General features: G+C 66.3%; 23 protein-coding genes and 1 tRNA gene. 2 read left to right on the top strand and 22 right to left on the bottom strand.

Annotated elements, in window-relative coordinates:
* Positions 1 to 43: 43 nt before the first annotated feature.
* The 9 genes from ACTJKY_RS13970 to ACTJKY_RS13930 form a co-directional block, all read right to left on the bottom strand.
* A complete protein-coding gene (locus tag ACTJKY_RS13970) occupies positions 44 to 658 on the bottom strand; it encodes a retropepsin-like aspartic protease family protein (RefSeq protein WP_440846729.1) in 615 nt (204 codons plus the stop codon).
* Positions 655 to 1,425 carry an MBL fold metallo-hydrolase gene (locus ACTJKY_RS13965; RefSeq protein WP_440846854.1) on the bottom strand — a complete coding sequence of 257 codons (771 nt, stop codon included), beginning with the start codon at positions 1,423 to 1,425 and terminating at the stop codon, positions 655 to 657. The genes ACTJKY_RS13970 and ACTJKY_RS13965 overlap by 4 nt, the downstream gene beginning before the upstream one ends.
* Before the next feature lie 25 nt (positions 1,426 to 1,450).
* Positions 1,451 to 2,230 (bottom strand): TatD family hydrolase, encoded by a 780-nt coding sequence (locus ACTJKY_RS13960; protein ID WP_440846728.1) that lies wholly within the window; start codon positions 2,228 to 2,230, stop codon positions 1,451 to 1,453.
* Positions 2,227 to 3,732, bottom strand: coding sequence for a methionine--tRNA ligase (metG, locus tag ACTJKY_RS13955; protein WP_440846727.1), 1,506 nt, complete (start codon positions 3,730 to 3,732; stop codon positions 2,227 to 2,229). Before metG ends, ACTJKY_RS13960 begins: the two co-directional genes overlap by 4 nt.
* A 45-nt stretch (positions 3,733 to 3,777) precedes the next feature.
* A complete protein-coding gene (locus tag ACTJKY_RS13950; protein WP_440846726.1) occupies positions 3,778 to 4,761 on the bottom strand; it encodes a DNA polymerase III subunit delta' in 984 nt (327 codons plus the stop codon).
* Between the two features lie 5 nt (positions 4,762 to 4,766).
* Positions 4,767 to 5,933, bottom strand: a complete 1,167-nt coding sequence (locus ACTJKY_RS13945) for a D-alanyl-D-alanine carboxypeptidase family protein (protein WP_141985396.1) — start codon at positions 5,931 to 5,933, stop codon at positions 4,767 to 4,769.
* 32 nt (positions 5,934 to 5,965) lie between these two features.
* Positions 5,966 to 6,805 (bottom strand): SPOR domain-containing protein, encoded by an 840-nt coding sequence (locus tag ACTJKY_RS13940; RefSeq protein WP_440846725.1) that lies wholly within the window; start codon positions 6,803 to 6,805, stop codon positions 5,966 to 5,968.
* Positions 6,789 to 7,826: a lytic murein transglycosylase gene (locus ACTJKY_RS13935; protein WP_440846724.1), complete on the bottom strand. Its 1,038-nt coding sequence runs from the start codon at positions 7,824 to 7,826 to the stop codon at positions 6,789 to 6,791. Before ACTJKY_RS13935 ends, ACTJKY_RS13940 begins: the two co-directional genes overlap by 17 nt.
* Before the next feature lie 160 nt (positions 7,827 to 7,986).
* Complete coding sequence (locus ACTJKY_RS13930) at positions 7,987 to 8,541, bottom strand: FxDxF family PEP-CTERM protein (protein ID WP_440846723.1); 555 nt, start codon at positions 8,539 to 8,541, stop codon at positions 7,987 to 7,989.
* 252 nt (positions 8,542 to 8,793) lie between these two features.
* Here ACTJKY_RS13930 and ACTJKY_RS13925 point away from each other — a divergent pair.
* A tRNA-Ser gene (locus ACTJKY_RS13925) sits at positions 8,794 to 8,883 on the top strand.
* Between the two features lie 227 nt (positions 8,884 to 9,110).
* Positions 9,111 to 9,551: a hypothetical protein gene (locus tag ACTJKY_RS13920; RefSeq protein ID WP_440846722.1), complete on the top strand. Its 441-nt coding sequence runs from the start codon at positions 9,111 to 9,113 to the stop codon at positions 9,549 to 9,551.
* Positions 9,552 to 9,660: 109 nt separating this feature from the next.
* On the opposite strand, the gene rpmE is transcribed toward ACTJKY_RS13920, so the two are convergent.
* The 13 genes from rpmE to rpsB all read right to left on the bottom strand — a co-directional run bounded on the left by rpmE (position 9,661) and on the right by rpsB (position 21,342).
* A complete protein-coding gene (rpmE, locus tag ACTJKY_RS13915) occupies positions 9,661 to 9,891 on the bottom strand; it encodes a 50S ribosomal protein L31 (protein WP_064313046.1) in 231 nt (76 codons plus the stop codon).
* Between the two features lie 82 nt (positions 9,892 to 9,973).
* Positions 9,974 to 10,189, bottom strand: coding sequence for a hypothetical protein (locus tag ACTJKY_RS13910; RefSeq protein WP_084580963.1), 216 nt, complete (start codon positions 10,187 to 10,189; stop codon positions 9,974 to 9,976).
* 19 nt (positions 10,190 to 10,208) lie between these two features.
* On the bottom strand, positions 10,209 to 10,688 hold the full coding sequence (fabZ, locus tag ACTJKY_RS13905; protein ID WP_440846721.1) for a 3-hydroxyacyl-ACP dehydratase FabZ: 480 nt from the start codon (positions 10,686 to 10,688) through the stop codon (positions 10,209 to 10,211).
* Positions 10,685 to 11,446 carry an OmpH family outer membrane protein gene (locus ACTJKY_RS13900; protein WP_440846720.1) on the bottom strand — a complete coding sequence of 254 codons (762 nt, stop codon included), beginning with the start codon at positions 11,444 to 11,446 and terminating at the stop codon, positions 10,685 to 10,687. The genes fabZ and ACTJKY_RS13900 overlap by 4 nt, the downstream gene beginning before the upstream one ends.
* Positions 11,446 to 14,205 carry an outer membrane protein assembly factor BamA gene (gene bamA / locus ACTJKY_RS13895; RefSeq protein WP_440846853.1) on the bottom strand — a complete coding sequence of 920 codons (2,760 nt, stop codon included), beginning with the start codon at positions 14,203 to 14,205 and terminating at the stop codon, positions 11,446 to 11,448. Before bamA ends, ACTJKY_RS13900 begins: the two co-directional genes overlap by 1 nt.
* Before the next feature lie 68 nt (positions 14,206 to 14,273).
* A complete protein-coding gene (locus ACTJKY_RS13890; RefSeq protein ID WP_440846719.1) occupies positions 14,274 to 15,407 on the bottom strand; it encodes a M50 family metallopeptidase in 1,134 nt (377 codons plus the stop codon).
* Positions 15,404 to 16,561 carry a 1-deoxy-D-xylulose-5-phosphate reductoisomerase gene (locus ACTJKY_RS13885; protein WP_440846718.1) on the bottom strand — a complete coding sequence of 386 codons (1,158 nt, stop codon included), beginning with the start codon at positions 16,559 to 16,561 and terminating at the stop codon, positions 15,404 to 15,406. Before ACTJKY_RS13885 ends, ACTJKY_RS13890 begins: the two co-directional genes overlap by 4 nt.
* Positions 16,558 to 17,358, bottom strand: coding sequence for a phosphatidate cytidylyltransferase (locus tag ACTJKY_RS13880; protein ID WP_440846717.1), 801 nt, complete (start codon positions 17,356 to 17,358; stop codon positions 16,558 to 16,560). The genes ACTJKY_RS13885 and ACTJKY_RS13880 overlap by 4 nt, the downstream gene beginning before the upstream one ends.
* Positions 17,355 to 18,023, bottom strand: coding sequence for a polyprenyl diphosphate synthase (gene uppS / locus ACTJKY_RS13875; RefSeq protein ID WP_440846852.1), 669 nt, complete (start codon positions 18,021 to 18,023; stop codon positions 17,355 to 17,357). The genes ACTJKY_RS13880 and uppS overlap by 4 nt, the downstream gene beginning before the upstream one ends.
* A gap of 108 nt (positions 18,024 to 18,131) precedes the next feature.
* The gene (gene frr, locus ACTJKY_RS13870) at positions 18,132 to 18,689 is read right to left on the bottom strand and encodes a ribosome recycling factor (RefSeq protein WP_440846716.1); all 558 of its coding nucleotides are present in this window, start codon (positions 18,687 to 18,689) and stop codon (positions 18,132 to 18,134) included.
* Positions 18,690 to 18,722: 33 nt separating this feature from the next.
* On the bottom strand, positions 18,723 to 19,451 hold the full coding sequence (gene pyrH, locus ACTJKY_RS13865) for a UMP kinase (RefSeq protein WP_125974367.1): 729 nt from the start codon (positions 19,449 to 19,451) through the stop codon (positions 18,723 to 18,725).
* Between the two features lie 123 nt (positions 19,452 to 19,574).
* Positions 19,575 to 20,504: a translation elongation factor Ts gene (tsf, locus tag ACTJKY_RS13860; protein WP_440846715.1), complete on the bottom strand. Its 930-nt coding sequence runs from the start codon at positions 20,502 to 20,504 to the stop codon at positions 19,575 to 19,577.
* Positions 20,505 to 20,586: 82 nt separating this feature from the next.
* A complete protein-coding gene (rpsB, locus tag ACTJKY_RS13855) occupies positions 20,587 to 21,342 on the bottom strand; it encodes a 30S ribosomal protein S2 (protein ID WP_019369395.1) in 756 nt (251 codons plus the stop codon).
* Positions 21,343 to 21,350: the final 8 nt, after the last annotated feature.

Below are 21,350 nucleotides of genomic sequence, written 5' to 3'. Positions count from 1 at the left end.
TGTAAACTCACGTTGCTGTTCGCAGGATCGGCGTAGCCTGCCGCTACTCCGTTCCCTTGGGCGCTTTGGGCTCCAGCACAAGCACATTGCCCTCCACGCGCCAGCTGTGCAGTCGCGACAGGAAGTTCATGCCGAGCACGTCGAGCTCGCCGAAATTCTGCGAGACCACCACGCCGAGGTCGCGCATCTTCAGCGGTCCGAGTGACAGCGCCGCAATCCGTGCCCGACGCGCCGCCACGCTGCCGTTTGCGGTTTCGATGATCGCCGGCAGACCTTCGGACGTATGGATGTGGGCTTCCTTGGCGGTCCGCTCGGAAATCGCCGTGACCGTGGCGCCACTGTCGATCAGCATGCGCCGCTCGACGCCGTTGAGCGCCACGCGCGCCCAGAAATGGCCGTCGGGGCTCATCCGGATGCGGACGGTATCGCCTTCGACGCGCTGATCCTCGAGGCCGAGCTTCGCGCTCAGCGATGTCCACGCCGCAGCCAGTTCGTAGCGATGGCCGACCGCGAACAGCACCAGCAGCACGATCGCCGCCCAGCCGAGCAGCGTCCGCAGCAGCAGCCCAAAACCGATCCGCCGCGCCGACAACGCGCTGACCACCAGCACCAGCGCGCCGATCAGCCAGACCATGTTGACGCCGTCCGACCCGTTCACGCGTGCAACTCCAGCCCGTCATACCCCGGCTCGACGCCGGCGGGCAGCTCGGCGGCGAGCGTCGCATAATCCATGCTATGGTCCATGTGGACCAGCGCTGAACGCATCGGGCGCAGTTCCTCGATCCAGCCGAGCACTTCGCTCAGATGCGGATGCGTCGGGTGCGGCGCGCGGCGCAGGGCGTCGACCACCCACACGTCAAGGCCGGTGTAGAGCGCCCGCATCTCCGCGGTAAGCTCATGGAAATCCGTGGCATGGCCGATGATCTTGCCACCGCTTTCGAAACGCATGCCCGCCGAAGTGATCCCGCCATGGGGCTGGTCGACGACACGGACCGCGATATCGCCGATCGTGAAACTGTCCGGCATCGCCTCCAGAGCGACGACCGGCGGGTAAAATTTCCCACGCCCTTCAAATATATAGTGGAACTTGCTTTGTAATTGTTCGAAGGCGAACGACCGCGCCAGCCCGCGCACTGGCGTGCCGCCGCGGGCGTGCATCACCTGGCGCAGATCGTCCATGCCGTGGCAGTGATCGGCGTGGTCGTGGGTCCACAGGACCGCGTCGACATCTGAGACCCGCGCCGCAATCAGCTGCTCGCGCATGTCCGGGCTGGTGTCGATCAGCAGCGTCGTCGTCGCGCTACGGACCAGCATCGAGGAGCGCGTCCGCCGGTTGCGCGGCTCGTTCGGATCGCAGGCGCCCCAGTCGGGACCGATGCGGGGCACGCCCGAGGACGTACCCGAGCCGAGGATGCGGATGCTCAGCACGAAGGGCAGGTCCCCTGCCCGGTCACGCCAGCGTCTTGGCGAAGAGCGTGTGGAAGTTGGCGCGGGTCGCCTGGGCCAGCATCTCGGGATCTTCGCCGCGAAGCTGCGCCAGGAACCTGCACGTGTCCGCCACGAAGGCCGGTTCGCCGGTCTTGCCCCGATGCGGCACCGGCGCGAGGAAGGGCGCGTCGGTTTCGATCAGCAGCCGGTCCAGCGGCAGCGCGGCGGCGGTTTCCTGCAGGTCCTTGGCGTTCTTGAACGTCACGATACCCGAAATCGATATGTAGAAGCCGAGTTCCAATGCGATCTCGCCAAAGGCGCGGCTGGCGGTGAAACAATGGATCACGCCGGGGAAGGCCCCCTTCCCCATTTCCTCGCGCAGGATCTCGGCGGTGTCCTCCTCGGCGTCGCGGGTATGGACGATGATCGGCAGCTGGGTTTCGCGCGACGCCGCCACGTGCGCGCGGAAGCTCGCGCGCTGGCGATCGCGGTCGCTATGGTCGTAGAAGTAATCCAGCCCGCTCTCGCCGATGCCGACCACGCGCGGGTGCTGCGCGCGCTCGACCAACTTGGCGGTGTCGACATGGGGGTGCGTGTCCGCCTCGTGCGGGTGGATGCCGACGCTCGCCCAGACATCCGCCTCGCGCTCGGCGACGGCGATCACCTGGTCCCATTCATTTTCGCGCGTCGAGATGTTGAGCATCGCCACCACGCCGGCGTCGCGGGCGCGGGCCAGCACCTCCGGCTGCTGCTCGCCGAGACCCTTGTAGATCAAGTGGCAATGGCTGTCGGCGAGCTTCATGCGTCCTCGGAGCTTTGCAGTTCAAGTCGCGGGAAGATGGGGGTCGGGGCCGCGATCTTGAAGTCCGCATCACCCTCGGGCCCGAGCTGGCTGAGCAGCTTGGCCGCCGAGGTCGGCACCACGGGCTCGATCGTCACGCCGAGGCGACGGATCGCCTTGAGCAGCGTGCCGAGCACCGCATGCATCCGCTCGGGATCGGTCTTGCGGAGCGTCCAGGGGGCCTGCGCGTCGATATACTGGTTGCAGGCGAACACGCCGGTCATCCACGCCTCGACGCCTTGGCTGAGCGCCAGATCCTGGAACGCGCGGGTGAAGGCGGCGCAGGCGGTGTCGACCTCGGTGAGCAACACCGCATCGACATCCTCGGCCCGGCCGGCCTGCACCGTGCCCTCGCAATTCTTGGCGATGAAGCTCAGCGTGCGCTGCGCCAGATTGCCGAAGCTGTTCGAGAGATCGGCGTTGGCGCGGGTGACGATCGCCTCGTCGCTGAACGTGCCGTCCTGGCCGAAGCTGACGTCACGCAGCAGGAAGTAGCGCAGCGCATCGACGCCGTAGGTTTCGGCCAGTTCCATCGGATCGACGACATTGCCGACCGACTTCGACATCTTCTCGCCGCGGTTGAGCAGGAAGCCGTGGCCGAACACCTGCTTGGGCAGCGCAATGTCGGCGGACATCAGGAAGGCCGGCCAATAGACGGTGTGGAAGCGGACGATATCCTTGCCGATCAGGTGCAGATCGGCCGGCCAGTAGCGCGCCAGCCGCTCGGCATCTTCGGGGAAACCGGCGCCGGTCAGATAGTTGGTCAGTGCGTCGACCCAGACGTACATGACGTGCCCGGGCGAACCCGGCACCGGCACGCCCCAGTCGAAGCTGGTGCGGCTGACCGAGAGGTCGACCAGCCCACCCTCGACGAAGCGCAGCACTTCGTTGCGACGCGATTCCGGGCGGATGAAGTCGGGGTTGGCGGCATAGAAGTCGAGCAGCGGCTGCTGGTACTTGGAAAGGCGGAAGAACCAGGTCTCCTCCTTGGTCCATTCCACCGGGGTGCCCTGGGGCGAGAGCTTCTGGCCCCCTTCCCCGTCGACCAGCTCCTTCTCCTCGTAGAAAGCCTCGTCGCGGACCGAATACCAGCCCTCGTAGCGATCGAGATACAGGTCGCCCTTGGCCGCCATCTTCTCCCAGATCGCCTGGCTGGCGCGGTAGTGATCAGCCTCGGAAGTGCGGATGAAACGATCGCACGAAATATCGAGCTTCTCCGCCATCACGCGGAAATGGTTCGACATTTCGTCGGCGAGCTCGCGCGCAGTCATGTCGCGCGCGCGGGCCGTCTGCACCATCTTGAGGCCATGCTCGTCGGTGCCGGTCTGAAAGAACACGTCGCGACCCTGCTGGCGCTGGAAGCGCGCGATCGCGTCGGCGGCGATCATCTCATAGGCATGGCCGATATGCGGCTTGCCGTTGGGATAGTGGATCGCGGTGGTGATGTAGAAGGGGTCAGCCATGCCCGCCGCTTTAGGATGCGGCGCAGCAACGGGCAACCTGTACCCTTAGCGCCGGGCGAGCCGGGCCAGGATCCCGCTCATCTCGAACACGGTGGCGGTAGCGTCGAGCGACAGGCCGAGTGCCGCGCCGGCAAGCTCGCGGGCGGCACCATAGGCATCCAGCGCCGTGCGCAGCGCCTCGCCCTCCAGCCGCTTGGCGCGTGCGGCAATGAAGCTGGGCGTGCGCTCCAGAAAGGCTTCATAGCGCGGCTGCGCGGCCTTGGCGCCGAGCTGGCGGCCGAGCCGCGTGCGCAGGGCGTTGTCCGGGTCGCCATAGCCGGCGAGCTGCGCCATGTCCGCTTCCAGTGCCGACAGGTCGAGCCCGGCGAAGCGCAGCGCGCGGCCCGGCGAGCCTTCGACGGCCTCGACCAGCGCGGCGATCTCGATCTCGCTCGCCTCGGGGATCTGGCGGCGAAGCACCGTCGTCGTCTCGGCGTCAGACAGCGGCTCGAAGCGGAGCAGCCGGCAGCGCGAGCGGATCGTCGGCAGCAGCCGGCCCGGCGCGTGGCTCACCAGCAGGAAGATCGTCCCCGCCGGCGGCTCCTCGAGGTTCTTGAGCAGCGCGTTGGCGCCGCCGCGCTCGAGATCGTCGATCGCGTCGATGATCACCACCCGGCGCGGGCTGAGCGAGGGTTTGGTCGCGAACAGCGGCTGGAGGCTGCGCACCTGCGCGATCGTGATCGAACGGGCGAGCGCCTCGTCGGGCTTGTCCGCGTCCTTGGGCAGCCGGGCGAGGATCTTGAGGTCCGGATGGCTGCCCGCGGCCATCAGGCTGGCGGTGCGGGTCGTCGCCGGCACGTCCCAGCCCGGCATAAGCCGGTCGGGCTCGGCGGCCTCGGCCAGCATACGCGCAGCCGCGATGCGGGCGAAGCCCCCCTTCCCCACGCCTTCCGGCCCGGCGATCAGCCAGGCATGGTGCAACGCGCCGCTCGCCATGGCGGCGGCGAGCGCGTCGCGGGCGTGGCTGTTGCCGATCAGGGCGTCGGCCAAGGCGATCAGGCCAGGTGGAGCAGCGACATCAGCCCCGCCCAGGCGCGGCCGAAGAACCCGGCCTGGCCGACATCCTCGGCGGCGACCAGCGGCAGCACCTGCTGGGGCATGCCTTCGCCTTCGATGATCAGGTCGGCGATATGGTCGCCCTTCTTGAAGCCGGCCTTCACCGGCCCCTGATAGACGATCTTGCCGGCAAGTTTCGGGCTAAGCCCCGAAGGCAGCGTGATGTTGAGGTCGCGGGGTGCCACGACCGCCACCTTGTTGGCGGTGCCGCCCTGCACGTCGACGGTGCCGACGGTGCGGTCCTTCTTGACCACCGGTTTGGTGCTCCAGGCGGCGAAGCCCCAGCGCATGAAGCGAACGGATTCGTCGGCGCGGGCGCTGTAGCTGTTGACCCCGGCGAGCACCATCACGAGACGGCGGCCATTCTGCTCGGCCGAGCCGGTGAAGCCGTAGCCCGCCTCTTCGGTGTGGCCGGTCTTGAGGCCGTCGGCACCCGGGACCTTGCCGAGCAGGGGATCGCGGTTGCCCTGCTCGATCGCGGCGCCCGCACCGAGAGTCTTGCCCCAGGTGAAGCTCGGCAGCGAGTAGAAGGACTTGTAGAGATCGGGGAAGTCGCGGATCGTCGCAGCGGCGAGATGCGCCAGGTCGCGCGCGGTCACATAGGTGCGGCCTTCATCGGGCCAGCCGTTCGACGTACCGAAATGGCTGTTCGTCAGGCCGATCTTCTTGGCCCGATCGTTCATCAGGTTGACGAAGCCCTCCTCGGTGCCGGCGATGCCTTCCGCCAGCACGACGCAGGCGTCGTTCCCCGAGAGCGTCACGATGCCCTTGAGCAGGTCCGCGACGGTCGGCTGCTCGCCGACGCCGAGGAACATGGTCGAGCCCTGCGAGTGCCACTTCTTCCAGGTCTCGGGGCGGACCTCGATCTTCTGGTCGAGCTTGAGCTCGCCCTTCTTGATCAGGTCGAACGCGACATAGACCGTCATCATCTTCGCCATCGAGGCCGGCGGCATGCGGCGATCGGCATCCTTGGCGAACAGGATCGCGCCGGAGGACATGTCCTCCATGTACGCGATCGGCGCGGGCGTCGGGAAATCCGGGCCGGCGGCCTGCAGCGGAGCGGCGATGGCGAGCGCCAGGAACGAGGCGGCGGCGAGCTTCTTCATGATGATCGGTCCAGAACGCGTAAAGGTTACCCCTATCGGACCGTGGTGCGGCGCGCATCTCCGAACCCGGCCCGAACGGCCTCTGCCCGCGCCCGCTCCGCCGCCGCCTCCGTCGCGAAGGGGCCGAGCTGGACACGATAGAGCCCGCCCCCTGCCTTTACGAAGCCCTGTAGCTTTTGGGCAAGCGCCTGCGCGCGCTGGAGCGAAGAAAGTGCGGCCACTTGCACCAGATAGCGGCCCTGGGCCGGCTTGGGGACAGCGCCCTTCGGGGCCGGACGGGGTTTCGCCGGGATTGCGACGTTCTCGACGGGATGCGGGATGACGTCGGCGATCGGGTCCGGCTGCGCGGGAGGTGGCGGCGGAAGCGGCGCGCTCGTATCGGGCTGCGGCGGGAGTTGCAGTCGCAGAGCACGCAGCAGCGCGGGCGGCGAATCGATGCGCGGCTGCGCGGCACCGGCGCTCCGCAGCGCTGCCTGGTCCTCGGTAGAGGGGCGCACGGCTCGGATGCGCACCGCCACCAGCCGATCGGCGGGAACGCCGAGCTGGCCGGCCGCACCTTCGGAGAGCGCTGCGATCGCACCTGGAACCTCGGACGCTTCCGTGATGCGGACGAGGATTGTCCGACCGCTATCGAGCGCCGTCACTTCGGCATAGCTTTCGACCGGCAGCGCCGGGCTCACCGCCAGGGCAACGGCGCCGAGCGGCCGAACGGCGGCATAGCCGACCGCGTCGTACCGCCGATCGTCGGGCGCGAGCTGCGACGTGCCGTGCGGCCCGTTCGCGGAAACGGTCGGGTCTGCATCCTGGGCATGGGCGCTCGTCGCTGCAAACAGCGCAAGGGCAAGCGTGATCGGTCTAGCGTTCCACTGCATCGGCCAGCAGGCCTACCGACAAAGCGTAAAAATTCGAGCAATTGTAATCCAGGATCACCCGGTAATTGCCGGTGAGCAGATAGGCGGTAGCGCCCTTCCCGTCGGGTTCGAGCAGCGTCGCCAGCACATCGTCGCCCGGCCAGGCGCGGTCCTGCGGGACCACGCCCAGTGCCCGCCATTCGGACATCGTCTTCCACTGGCTCTGGCGGCCATGGACGCGCGGACAGCGCGGGCTGGTGGTCCGGTTGGCGATCAGGCGGCGATCGAGCGATGTCGGCACCGAGACGGCGAAGCCCCAGGGCACGCCCGCGCGCCATCCGGCATTGACGAAGTAATTGCCGATCGAGGCGAGCGTGTCGGCATCGCTGTTCCAGATATCCGCCGCCCCGTCGCCATCGCCGTCTCGGGCGAGGCGCAGATAGACGCTGGGCAGGAATTGCGGACCGCCGAACGCGCCCGCCCAGCTGCCGACCAGCTTGTCGCGGGGCACGCCGCGATCGATCATCTTGAGGGTGGCGATGAACTCGTCGGCGAACAGCGCGCGACGGCGACCCTCATAGGCAAGGCTGGCCAGCGCGCGCGGCAGATCGAACCCGCCCATCACGCGGCCGTAATTAGTTTCGTGCCCCCAGATCGCGACCATGATCGATTCGGGGACGCCGGTCTCGCGCTCGATCGCGGAGAGCCGGCCGCGGGCGCGCAGATAGGCGGCGCGGCCGCGGGTGATGCGATCGGCATCGACATGGCGGGCGCGATAGGGCGCGAAGGCGGGCACCGGCGCGTTCGGGCTGCTCTCCGGCTGCTGGCGATCGAGTTCGACCACGCGGGCATTGTAGGTGAGCGTCGGGATCACCGCATCGATCGCGCGGCGGCTTACCCCGGCGGCGGCGGCTTGCGCAGCGAGCGTCTGAAGGTAGCTTTGAAAGCCCGCCTCATCCTGCGCCATCGCTGGGCGGATCGGCATGGCAAGGGCAATGGCGAAACCGGCAATCCCGGCAAGATACGAGCGGATACGCGACATGGCCCGGCTGTTGCACAGCCGCGCGCGCACAGAAAGCCCGCGCGCCCTTCCGATACGACGAAAACCGCGTCCGGCGGCGACCAAAAGAAAAACACCGGCCGCGCAGGGCGCGACCGGTGCTCTTGGATCCAGCGCACCCTAGGGGTGCGGCAGGCGTGGTTCAGGCGAACGCGACGCGCGTGGTGTTGCGACGACGCAGCGCACCGCCGACGAACGCGAAGCCGCCGATCATCATCGCCCAGCTGGCGGGCTCGGGAACCGGGGCGAAGGTCGCCTGGGCGCCGTACGAGCCGTTGCCGCGCGACAGGCCCTTGATCACGATGGTGTTTTCCTTGCCGGCGATGATCGGCACGTCGTTGGCGAACACCGCTTCGTTCAGGCCGCCATAGGTGCCGGTGAGCGCGACGCCGTTGAACGTGACCGAGAGCAGGTCGAGGTCGTTGGCTGCCTTGAGCTTCACCGCGCTGGTGTTGATCGAGGCGCTGCCCGTCAGATAGGCCGGCAGGGTGAAGCTGTAGATGTGCTCGAAGTTGCCCGCCTTGATGCCCGACTTGCCGAAGTCGGCCGAGTAGGTGCCGTCGCTGGCCGGGGCGATGTTCATGTTCGCGCCGGTGTAGTGGGTGGTGGTGGTGATCACCGGGGCGGCCTGCGCGGCGCCCGAGAAGGAGACGACGGCGGCGATGGCGCCGAGTGCCGGGAGAAGCTTGTTGATCATGAACCCTCTGTTTCCGCTGGTGTCGAAACGATTGCTGTAAGCCCCTTCTGAACTAGCCATCGCCGCGGTTGCTTCAACAAGCCGTTGGTCCCGAAGGGGGACCGTGTCCCGCGGCGGAACAGAGACGACCTTCCTGTTTACGATCTTTATCGCTTGAGCCCGGCCGACTCGATTTTGACAGGCTTGCGAAAGCCAGGTTGCGCGGGATGGATTGATCCGCGGGCGAACTACGACTAGGCGCTGTCGCCGCGCGGAGAGATGGCCGAGTGGTTTAAGGCAGCGGTCTTGAAAACCGCCGTGGGTGCAAGCTCACCGTGGGTTCGAATCCCACTCTCTCCGCCAGAGCAGAACGTGGTGCGAGAGCGCGCCGCGCAAGAGGTCACGCGTCAATTTCCGTACGGCGGCGTTCGATCCAAGCGCGCGATGATAACACCGCCCCCCACAGGCGACTCGTCTAGGGAGCGTTCTCAAGGGATAGCGCTTCCTAACCCATGAACGTTAACCAAAGCCGTTCAGTCGACGTTGGTTTTACCCAGATCATATGGACCTCGCCTAAAACGGGGGACGTTATGTTCGTTTTGACCATTGCCGCGATCATCGGGTTAGTCGTGGGTCTGTTCTTTTTTGTTGCGTACGTTCAAAATAAGGTAGTTGAACGATTCGAGTATCGCCCTTTTACCTTATTTGCATTCAGCGCTTTCGTGGGCAGCTATTTTCTGCTGTCAATTGGCTATTCGTGGCTTCTATCGACCCATACACGAGGTGGCGACCCACTAAACGGCATCGTATTGATGGTTTTTGGCGCCGCACTGTTGTCCTGGATCGTATTTCGCCACATCCGCAGAACTAGTGTTCCAACCGGTATTGGCATCTGCGTCTTGCAGATCCCGTTGTTTGCTGCCTTGGCATATATCGGGATATTCCTGCTGATCCTTTTCGTGGCGTTGACCATCGTCATGCCGGCAGTCCTCCGCGGCCTCAATCCTCCTATGGTTCGTCTCATTCAATAAGGGCAGCGGGAGCGCTTCAAGGCGAGACCAAATAAAAAGGCTCCCGACGCACCGTGTGCGTGGGAGCCTTTTGCGTCTTACCGAACGATCACCGCCCGGCGCGAGCGCCTTACTTCTTGCCGAGCGTGAGGCCGCCGAAGCGCTTGTTGAAGCGCGCGACCTGGCCACCCTGGTCGAGCAGCTGACCGCGACCGCCGGTCCAGGCCGGGTGCGCGAGCGGATCGATCTCAAGCTGCATGAGATCGCCTTCCTTGCCCCAGGTGGAGCGCGTCTCGTACACGGTGCCGTCGGTCATCTGCACCTTGATCATGTGGTAATCGGGGTGGGTGTTCTGCTTCACATCGAATTCCTTGGAAAAAGCCGCCGGTTTCCGACCGGCAGCGGACGCGCGCGCCTAGCAGAGCCCAGGCGCCAACGCAACCTCATTGCCGCATGCCCCACCAGCGGCGGAGCGCGACGAGCGACCAGATCGCCTCGACCAACCCGAACGGCCAGGCTCCCTGCAGGAAGCCATAGGCCGATCCGAGCAGACAGGCGCCGGCAAAGCCGAGCACCCACCAGGTCGAGCGCGCCTCCAGCGCATAGGTGACCAGCATCGCCGTCACCGCAAACAGGCCGAACCAGGTCAGTGCGTCCATGGTCCGGCCCTGGTCCCGATCACGCGCTGGGCGGATCGGCGATCATCGCGGTGAATTCGCATTCGGCCGCCAGTTCGCCGTCGATCAGCGCCTTGCCCGCGAACTTGCAGACTCGCGAGCGCTTCTGCACGAACTCGACATGGAGCTTGAGCAGCACGCCCGGCTCCACCGGCTTGCGGAACTTCACGTTGTCGATCGCCATGAAGTAGACGAGCTTGCCGGAACCGGCGAGCTCGAGCGACTCCACTGCCAGCACGCCTGCCGCCTGGGCGAGCGCCTCGACGGTGAGCACGCCCGGCATGATCGGCCGACCGGGGAAATGGCCCTGGAAGAACGACTCGTTGATCGTCACCGCCTTCACCGCCACGATCGACTTGTGGAGGATCAACTCCTCCACCCGGTCGACCAGCAGCATCGGAAAGCGGTGGGGCAGCGCTGCCATCACCCGCCCGATATCGAGCGGACCGATGTTGCTGCCCCCCTGCTCTTCCCCACTCACCGCGGTTCGGGCTTGGCCGGCTTGGTCGCGGGCGCGGCGGCCGGACGGGCTGCACCCGGTGCCGCGGCTGCACCCTGCTGCTGCTGCTGCTGTGCGCGGGCAGCGGCGAGCTGATAGGCGCGACGCTTCAGCTCGTTGACCTGCTGCTGGAACTGCACGGTGCGCTGCTGCGGCTGCCAGTTGGCCGGCGGCGTGATCGAGACCGTCGGCGTCTTGTCCAGCTCGGCGACGACGGCGTCGGTGATGTCGGCGGCGTCGGGTGCGTAGACGATCGCTTCCGGCTGCAGGATCACGCTGACCTTGCGGGCGTTGACGACCGACATCTGCGCCGCGTCGTACAGCGCCAGCACCTTCTCGAACGCGAACAGCTCCGCCAGGATCGACGGCATCTGCAGCTTCTGGATTTCCTCGTTCGCCTGGTTCTGCAGGGTCATGAGCTGGGTGTAGTTCGGATCCTTGCGCGCGGCCGCGGCCTGCTCTTCGGCTTCCGAAACCTGACCGTCCTTGTTGGTGTCGATCGTGCTGATCAGCGTGCGGGCATCGGCCTGGAACTTGGCCTGGCGGGCCTGAATCTGGTCACGCACCGGCTTGTAGGTGGTGTCCAGCTGGGTTTCCGCAGTGGTGAACGCCTTGGCGCGGGTGATCGCCTCGACTGTGTTGACGGTGGCGATGCCGTTGACCTGCGCCGAGGCCGGCGCGGCGACGGCCATCGCCGCGGAGGCGGCGAGCGCCGCCGCGAATACACGGTTCTTCGTCATTAGAACTGAGTCCCTACGTTGAAAGTGATGAGTTTCTTGTCGTCGCCGGGCTGGCTGACGATCGCCTTGGCAAGGTCAATACGCAGCGGGCCGAAGGGCGAATTCCAGTTGACGCCGACGCCCACCGAAATGCGCGGCGACGCGGTGCTGCCGCGATAGACTTCGTAGAACGGCGCCGTGGAGTTGACCGTGCGCGTGTTGACCGAGGTCCCCACGCACGGGCTGCCAGCCGCCGCCGCATAGCCGACGGTGCAAGTCGTGGTCAGTCCGAGGTTGGCACCGCTGTTGACCGTGTAGAGCGCGTTCCCGCCGGAATCGAACAGCGGGGTCTCGAGCGGGAAGTAGGTCGGCGAGCCGTCCTTGTTGTACAGCAGCTTGCCGGTCGAATCCGTCGCCTGGGTGAAATAGCTGTTGGTCGACGGCCGGCGGATCGAGAAGAGCGAGCCCGCCATCACATAGATCGACGGCCGCAGCCCCAGCTCTGCAGCACCCGAACCGAGCGGCAGTTCGAGCTCGGCCTTGGTCATGTAATAGGCCTTGCCGCCCAGCGCGTCGTCGACGACCTGGTCGCTGGCGGTGACCAGCGCCTGCGTGTTCGTAGTCGGATCGTTGGTCGGCGTGCCGCTATACTGATAGCGCTGCACGCGCGGGCCGACGCCGCGAATGTCGAAGCCGCGGAACTGCGGTTCGCCCAGATAGAAGCGATCGGTGATGCGCACCTCGGTACCGTCGAGGCTCTTGATCACGCCGCCTTCGCCGGTGAGCGAGAAGACGAAGCCGCTGCCGAGGCCCCAATATTTCGCGCCATCGATCTTGCCGCGGACATAATGGACGTCACCGCCCAGGCCCGCGACGTCGACGCCCAGCGAGACGCGCTGGCCGCGCGTCGGCCGCAGGCGACTGTTGAGGCTGTCATAAATCAACGATGCGCCGACCAGCGAGGTCAGGCGGTTGCCCACCGCTTCGCAATAATAACGGCCGGCCTTGAACGGATCGCACTGGCCGTTGGTGTAGAAGGTCGCCTGGTCCAGCGTCACGTTGTCCTTCGCCAGGTAGTAGCGGCCGGACAGCGTCCAATATTCGGTGAGCGGCAACCCGGCGACCAGCTGGAAGCCGGTCGACACCTGGCGATAGGTGGTGTTGCGGCTAGTGCCGAGATAGTTGAACGAGTTGTAGTCGCGACGGAAGACCGTCGCGCCCAGCGCGACGTTGCTGTCGAACAGATAGGGCTCGGTGAAACCGAGTTCCACCGACTTCGAATAGGCCGAATAATCGGCCGAGATGCTCGCCGTCTGGCCCATGCCGCGGAAGTTGCGCTGGCGGATCGAGGCCTGGATGATGAACCGCTCGAGGCTGGAATAGCCGGCCGACAGCGTCAGTTCGCCGTTCGGCTTCTCTTCCACGTTCGCGCCGAGCACGATGCGATCGGGCGCGGAGCCTTCCTTGCGCTCGATCTCGAACTTGTCCTGGAAATAGCCCAGGCTGTTGATGCGATCCTGCGAGCGCTTGACCAGGAAGGTGTTGAAGGCATCGCCCTCGGCCACGCGCATTTCGCGGCGGATCACCTTATCCTGGGTCTGGCGGTTGCCGGTGATCTCGACGCGCTCGATATAGGTGCGGTTCGCCTCGCCGATGTGGAAGTTCATCGACATCGTCAGCGCATCCTTGTTGCGCTGGAAGTCGGGGCGAACATCCGCAAAGGCATAGCCGAACAGGCCGGCGGTCTCGCTCAGCTGCTCGACCGTGTCCTCGACGGCCTTGGCGTTATACCATTGGCCTTCCTTGATCGGCAGCGCCGCGGCGAGCTTCTTGTCGTCGAAGTCGCGGATCGCGCTATCGACCGTGACCGGACCGAACTTGTAGCGAGGGCCTTCCTCCACCACGTAGGTGATGATGAAGTCCTTCTTGTCCGGGGTCAGCTCGGCCACCGCCGAGATCACGCGGAAGTCGGCATAGCCTTCGGTCAGATAATATTGGCGCAGCTTCTGCTGGTCATAGGCCAGGCGATCCTGATCGTACGACGTGTTCGAGCTGAGGAAGTGCGAGAAGCTGGCGACCTTGGTCGCCATCTGCGCGCGCAGCTTCTTGTCCGAAAACACCTCGTTGCCGATGATGTTGATCTGGCGGACCTTGGACTTCGCGCCCTCGTGGATCTCGAAGATCACGTCGACGCGGTTCTGGTCGAGGCTGACCATCTTCGGCTCGATGCGCGCGGCGAAGCGGCCCTGGCGGCGATACAGCTCGACGATGCGGGCGATGTCCGCACGCACCGCGGTGCGCGTGAAGATCTGGCGCGGCTTGAGCTTGATCTCCTTGTCGATCTTGTCCTGCTTCAGCCGCTTGTTGCCTTCGAAGACGACGCGATTGATCACCGGGTTCTCGCGGATGCGGATGATCAGATTGCCATCGTCCAGGCCACTGATCTCGACATTTGCGAGCAGTTCGGAGGCGAGCAAGTCCTTGATCGCCTGGTCGACGGTCTCCGCCGTATAGCTGTCCCCCACGCGCAGACGCGTGTAGCTGAGCACCGTCTCCGGCTCGATGCGCTGCGAGCCTTCCACCCGCAGCGACTTGATCGTGCGCACCACCGCCGGGGCTACCGGGGCGGGCGTCGCCTGGGCTTGGGCGGCCGGGGCCGCCGCGGGCTTTGCCGCGGTCTGCGCCGCTGCCGGCGCTACCACGCCCGACAGGATCGTCCCTGCCAATAGCGTAGCCGTCGCCCGCGCGCCCAAATTGCTTGCCTTGATCGCAGTCACCATCCCACCCCAGTCGGAATCCAAATATTGCCGGAACGCGCGCGGCACATTGCCGCCCTGCACGAACCCCCTCAACCGATCAAGCCGGCCAGATGTCTCCACACACCGAAAGCGCCCAGATCGTTGAGCGTCACGAACAGCATCAGCGCGAGGATCGCGAGCATGCCGCCCCGAAACGCCCATTCCATCACCTGCGGCTCCACCGGGCGCCGGCGGACCGCCTCGACGGCGTAGAACAGGAGATGACCACCATCCAGTACCGGAACTGGCAACAGGTTGATGAATCCCAGATTAATGGAAACGAGCGCGATCAGAAACGCGAACTCGATCGGTCCCATGGAGAGTCGTTCGCCCGAAACCTGGGCAATCTTGAGCGGCCCGCCCAGTTCGGCCACCGAGCGGCGGCCGGTGATGATCTGCGCGAGGCCGTCCACCGTCATGCGGACGATGTCGGCAGTGGTCCGCAGGCCGACCAGCGGCGCTTCGAGCAGTCCCACCGGCACCTGGGTCGAACCCGCCGCACCGATGCCGAGCTGGCCGATCTTGAATTCGTTGCCGAAGCGATCGCGCTCCAGACGCGTGCCGATCACGGCGTCGACGCTGCGTTCGGCACCGCCGCGGACGAAATCAACGCGTACGGGTTCGTTCGGCCGGAGCTGGGTGAACTGCACCATGTCGGCATAGGTCTCGACCGTGCGGCCGCCCAGGCCGGTGATGCGGTCGCCGGGCTGCAGGCCTGCCTTTGCGGCGGCGCTGCCCTGGATCACCGTACCGATCACCGATGGCGTGCGATTCTCGCCGAACATGAAGGCGAAGGCCGACAGGATGACGATCGCGACCAGGAAGTTCATGATCGGCCCGGCGGCGACGATGATCGCGCGCTGCCACAGCGGCTTGGCCTGGAAGGTCTTGGCGCGCTCGCTCGCCGGCAGCTGCAGCCATTCGGGCGAAGGCTGGCTCGCCGGGTTCATGTCGCCGGCGAAGCGGACATAGCCGCCCAGCGGCAACAGGCTGAACTTCCAGCGGGTGCCACGACGATCCGTGATGCCGGCAATCTCGCGACCGAAGCCGATCGAGAATTCCTCGGCCTTCACCCCGAAGAGGCGGCCTGCCAGATAATGTCCCAACTCGTGCAGAAACACGAGCGGCCCGATCACCAGCGCGAACGCCAGAATGGTGAGCAGGATGCCGGGGGATTGGATCAAGCGACGCAGTCCTTCACTCGCTCAGCCGCATAAAGCCGCGCCTCCGCATCGATCGCCAGCACGGCGTCGAGCGTTTCCGGCGCGACCGGGTCATAGCGAGACAGCGTATCGGCAGAGATTGCGGCAATTTCAAGAAATCCGATCCGCCCGGCAAGAAAGGCTGCGACAGCCACTTCGTTGGCGGCGTTGAGGATCGCAGGACGCGCCCCGCCCGCCTTCAGCACGTCGATCGCCAGCGCGAGCGCCGGGAAGCGATCGAGATCGGGATTTTCGAACTCGAGCTTGCCGACGGCAGCGAGGTCGAGCGGCGGGCACGGCGTCTCCATCCGCTCCGGCCAGGCCAGCGCATAGGCGATCGGGGTGCGCATGTCGGGCGTGCCGAGCTGGGCCAGTACCGACCCATCGACATATTCCACCATCGAGTGGACGACCGATTGGGCGTGGACCAGCACCGCCAGCTGCTCGGCGGCGACCGGGAACAGGTGGAAGGCCTCGATCAGTTCGAGCCCCTTGTTCATCATCGTTGCCGAATCGACCGAGATCTTGGCGCCCATCGACCAGTTGGGATGCGCAACCGCCTGTGCTGGAGTGATCTCCCGCATCGCCGCCTTGGGCATCGATCGGAACGGACCGCCGCTGGCAGTGAGGATGATCCGGCGGACCCCCTTGGGCGCGGTGCGATCAAGGCACTGAAACACCGCATTGTGCTCAGAATCTACCGGCAGCAGCGTCGCGCCATGCGCACGGGCCGCCGCCATCATCACTTCGCCCGCCGAGACCAGAGATTCCTTGTTGGCGAGTGCGACGGTGCCGCCGGCTTCCAGCGCGGCCATCACGGGCTTCAACCCGGCGCTGCCTACGATCGCGGCCATCGTCCAGTCGGCGCCCATCCGCGCCACGTCGCATATCGAATGCGCGCCGCCCATCGCCTCGACGCCGCTACCGGCCAACCGCTCCTGCAGCGCCGGCAGGCACGTCTCGTCGGCGACCACGGCGCAGCGCGCGCGGGTGCGGATCGCTGCCGCGGCGAGCTTCTCGACATCGCAATTTGCGGTCAGCGCCACGACTTCGAAGGCGTGTGGATGTCGTTCGATCAGATCCAGCGTCGAGGTGCCGACCGAACCGGTCGCCCCCAACACCGTAACGCGCTTCACCACCAGTATCCTCCCACAACCACCTGATGATGGATCGCAAAAAACAAAGCTGCAACCGGGGCGGCGAACACCAGCCCGTCGAGCCGATCGAGAATGCCGCCATGGCCCGGCAGCAAATTGCTCGAATCCTTCACGCCGGCGACGCGCTTGAGATGGCTCTCGTAGAGATCGCCGATCTGCGAGGCGAAGGCGACGAGCGGCGATACCGCCACCAGCCACCAGCCGATCGCCGCGCCGGGTGCCGCTGCGACGAAGGCGGCGGAGAACAGGATCGCGGCGATAAGCCCGCCGATCAGCCCGGCCCAGGTCTTGTTCGGGCTGATCGAGGGCGCAAGCTTGGGCCCGCCAATCGCGCGCCCGGCAAAATAGGCACCGCTGTCGCACACCCAGACGATCGCCATCGCCCAAAGCGTTGCAGCGAACCCCTGCGGATGGTCGCGGAGCAGCAGCAGCGCGAGCACCGGCAGCCCGACATAGACCTGCCCCGCCGCCAGCTTGCCGTTCCGCGTCACGATCGCGACGAAGAAGAAAGCGCCGAAGATCAGGCCAAACGCCAGGAACCCTGGCCCCGCCGCGGCCGGACTCAGGATCGCCAGCGGCACCGTCATCACATATTGGGTGAGGCGGCGCTTGCTCTCATCCTGGGCCAGCAGCGCCCATTCGCCGATCATCAGCACCGCCGCCACGGTGATGACCAGCCAGAAGCCCCAGCCACCCGCCCACAGCGCGGCGAGCGCAAGCCCGACCAGTGCGGCTCCGACGACGGCACGTTTCGGAAGATCGGAATTCTTGCTCACAGGCCCCCGAAGCGCCGCTGGCGCCGCCCGAACTGCGCCAGCGCATCGGCCAGCGCGCGCTCGTCGAAATCGGGCCACAGCGTGTCTACGAACAGCAGTTCGGCATAAGCCGCCTGCCACAGCAGGAAATTGGAAAGGCGCTGCTCGCCCGAGGTGCGGATCATCAGATCGAGCGGCGGCAGGCCTGCCGTCTCCAGCTCGCTCTCGAACCGCGCCTCATCGATCGCGGCCGGATCGAGCGTGCCGTCGCGCGCCTGCTCGGCCAGCCGCCGCGCGGCCGCGAGCAGTTCCGCCTGCGCGCCATAGTTGAGCGCCAGCACGAGCGTGGGCCCGGTATTGACCGAGGTGCGGGCGATGGCGGCGTCGATCATCGCCACCAGGTCGGGCGAGAGTTCGCGCCAGCCGCCGATCACGCGCAGCTTGACGCCGTCGGAGACGATCTCGTCCAGCTCGCGCTCGAGGAACTGCCGCAGCAGCCCCATCAGCGCGCCGACTTCCTCTTCCGGGCGGCGCCAGTTCTCGGAGGAGAAGGCGTAGAGCGTCAGCACCTCGATGCCGAGGGACCGGGCGGCCCGCGCGACGCGGCGCACCGCCTCCACGCCCTGGCGATGGCCGGCGACGCGCGGCAGCAGGCGCTTCTTCGCCCAGCGCCCGTTGCCGTCCATGATGATCGCGACATGGCGGGGCGGCGGGCTTCCGCCGCCCGAAGCGGAAGCCAGCTTAACGGCCACCGCGCCCTGCCCTTTCGGCCGCACCAGAACCCCCCGGGCGGATCACTTGCCCAGGATTTCCTTTTCCTTGGCAGACGCCGCCGCGTCGATCTCGGCGATCGTCGCGTCGGTGATCTTCTGGACCTCGGTCTCGTGGCGCTTGCGCTCGTCCTCGCCGAACACGCCCTTCTTCTCGTCGGTCTTCAGGCTGTCCATGCCGTCGCGGCGCACGTTGCGCGCGGCGATGCGGGCCTTTTCGGCGTACTGGTTGGCAAGCTTGGCGAGCTCTTTGCGGCGCTCTTCGGTCAGATCCGGGATCGGCAGGCGCAGCGTCTGGCCGTCGACGATCGGGTTGAGGCCGAGGCCGGCCGAGCGGATCGCCTTGTCGACGGGGCCGACGTTCGACTTGTCCCACACCTGCACCGAGAGCATGCGCGGTTCGGGCGCCGAGACGGTCGCCACCTGGGTGATCGGCATGTGCGAGCCATAGACCTCGACGGTCACCGGATCGAGCAGCGTGGTCGAGGCGCGGCCGGTGCGGAGACCGGTCAGATCGTGCTTGAGCGATTCCACGGCGCCGGCCATGCGGCGCTCGAGGTCTGCCTTGTCATATGCGGCCATGTTCGGCGTTCCTTGAAGCTTGGGTACAGGGAGTTACGCGGCGTCCGCATCCTGGACGATGGTGGAAGTCCCCTCGCCCCGGAGCACCGAGGCGAGATTGCCCTCGCCGCGGATGTTGAACACCACGATCGGAATATGGTTGTCGCGGCACAGCGCGACGGCCGAGGCGTCCATAACCTTCAGATTGTCGGCAAGGACGCGGTCGTAGCTGAGCGTCTCGTAGCGCTTGGCGGTCGGCACCTTCTTGGGATCGGCGTCGTACACGCCATCGACCGAGGTGCCCTTGAACAGCGCGTCGCACTTCATCTCGGCGGCGCGCAGCGCGGCGGTGGTGTCGGTGGTGAAGAACGGCAGGCCGGTGCCCGCGGCGAACAGCACGACGCGGCCCTTCTCCATGTGCCGCTCGGCGCGGCGACGGATATAGGGCTCGCACACGCTGGCCATCGGGATGGCGGACTGGACGCGGGTCTCGACACCGACCTTCTCGAGCGCGTTCTGCATCGCGAGCGCGTTCATCACGGTGGCGAGCATGCCCATGTAATCGGCGCTGGCGCGGTCGAAGCCTTGCGCCGCCCCGGCGATGCCGCGGAAGATGTTGCCGCCGCCGACGGTCATGCAGATTTCGAGGCCGCTTTCCTTGGCCTCCTTCACCTCGAGCGCGACACGCTCGCAGGTCTCGGGATCGATGCCGAACTGACCCTGGCCCATCAGGACCTCCCCCGACAGCTTGAGAAGGATGCGGCGGACGGTCGGTGCGGTCATGGGTTTCCTGAAATCTTGAGAAGCGGACAGCGAAGCGGCGCGGACCCTAGAGGAGCCGCGCCGCGCGAACAAGCGTGGATGCCGGGGAAAAGCCGTCGAAACGGCCCCTCCCGGCGCGCCTGATTACTTGGTGAGACCGGCAGTCGCGGCCACTTCGGCGGCGAAGTCGCTCTCTTCCTTCTCGATGCCTTCGCCGAGCTGGAAGCGGACATAGTCCTTCAGCACGATCGCAGAGCCCGAGTCCTTCGCCGCCTTGGCGATGACGTCCGAAACCGGGGTCTTGCCGTCCATCACGAACAGCTGGCTGAGCAGCGCGTTTTCCTTGGCGAACTTCTTCACCGCGCCGTCCACCATCTTCTCGATGATCTCGGCCGGCTTGCCGCTCTCGGAAGCCTTTTCGGCAGCGATCGCACGCTCACGGGCGAGCACGTCCTGGTCCAGGCCGCTCTCGTCCAGCGCCAGCGGGAAGGCGGCGGCAATGTGCATCGCCAGCTGCTTGCCGAGCGGCTCGAGCACGTCGACACCGGCTTCCGATTCGAGCGCGACGAGCACGCCGATCTTGCCGAGGCCCGGAGCGGCCGCATTGTGGACGTACGGGATCACCGCGCCCTTGGCGACTTCGACCTTCTTGGCGCGACGCAGCACCTGGTTCTCGCCGATCGTCGCGATGTTGGCGGTCAGCGCCTCGTCGACGGTCTGGCCCGACGCCATCTTGGCACCCTTGAGCGCGGCGACATCGTCACCGGTCTCGAGCGCGATCGACGTGGCTTCACGGACGAAGTTCTGGAAGATTTCGTTCTTGGCGACGAAGTCGGTCTGCGAGTTCACCTCGATCGCGACACCCTTGGTGCCCGCGACGGCGAGGCCGACCAGGCCTTCAGCGGCGGTGCGGCTCGACTTCTTGGCGGCAGCGGCGAGGCCCTTGGCGCGCAGCCAATCGGCAGCGGCTTCCATGTCGCCGTTGGTTTCGGAGAGCGCCTTCTTGCAATCCATCATGCCGGCGCCGCTCTTTTCGCGGAGTTCCTTGACGGCGGCTGCAGTGATCTCGGCCATGTCTCTATTCCTCAGTTAAAAGTCGGGCGGAGCAGTGCGTGCGCCCTGCCCCGCCCCGATTACGGTTCGATGACGCGGGCGATCAGCCTTCGACGGCTTCCTCGACCGGCGGCTGCTCGGCAGCACCGAAGTCATAGCCCTGCTGCATCAGCGCTTCGCGGCCGCCACGGGTAGCGGCGATGGCGATGGCTTCGCAATAGAGGCGGATGGCGCGGCTGGCGTCGTCGTTGCCCGGAACCGGGAACGCGATGCCGTCCGGCGAAACGTTCGAGTCGAGCACGGCGACGACGGGGATGCCCAGCGTGTTGGCTTCCTTGATCGCCAGCTCTTCCTTGTTCGCGTCGATCACGAACATGATGTCGGGAATGCCGCCCATGTCGCGGATGCCGCCGAGCGAGAGCTCGAGCTTGTCGCGCTCACGGGTGAGCTGCAGCACTTCCTTCTTGGTGAGGCCGTGCGTGTCCCCCGACAGCTGCTCTTCGAGCGTCTTGAGGCGCTTGATCGAGTTGCTGATGGTCTTCCAGTTGGTGAGCATGCCGCCCAGCCAGCGATGGTTGACGAAGTGCTGGCCCGCGCGACGCGCTGCCTCGGCGATCGGCTCCTGCGCCTGGCGCTTGGTGCCGACGAACAGCACCTTGCCGCCGGCGGCAACGGTGGAGCTGACGAACTCGAGTGCGCGCGCGAACAGCGGAACGGTCTGCGACAGGTCGATGATGTGAACGCCGTTGCGATCACCGAAGATGTAAGGCTTCATCTTCGGGTTCCAGCGATGGGTCTGGTGACCGAAGTGCGCGCCCGATTCGAGCAGCTGCTGCATGGTGACGACAGGTGCCGCCATAGGGATAA

Origin of the sequence: Sphingomonas sp. 22176 (assembly GCF_052045505.1) — a bacterium.
In the GTDB taxonomy this organism is placed as follows: domain Bacteria; phylum Pseudomonadota; class Alphaproteobacteria; order Sphingomonadales; family Sphingomonadaceae; genus Sphingomonas.
The sequence above is the reverse complement of the archived record's forward strand: the minus strand, read 5'-3'. Positions and strand labels throughout refer to the sequence as shown.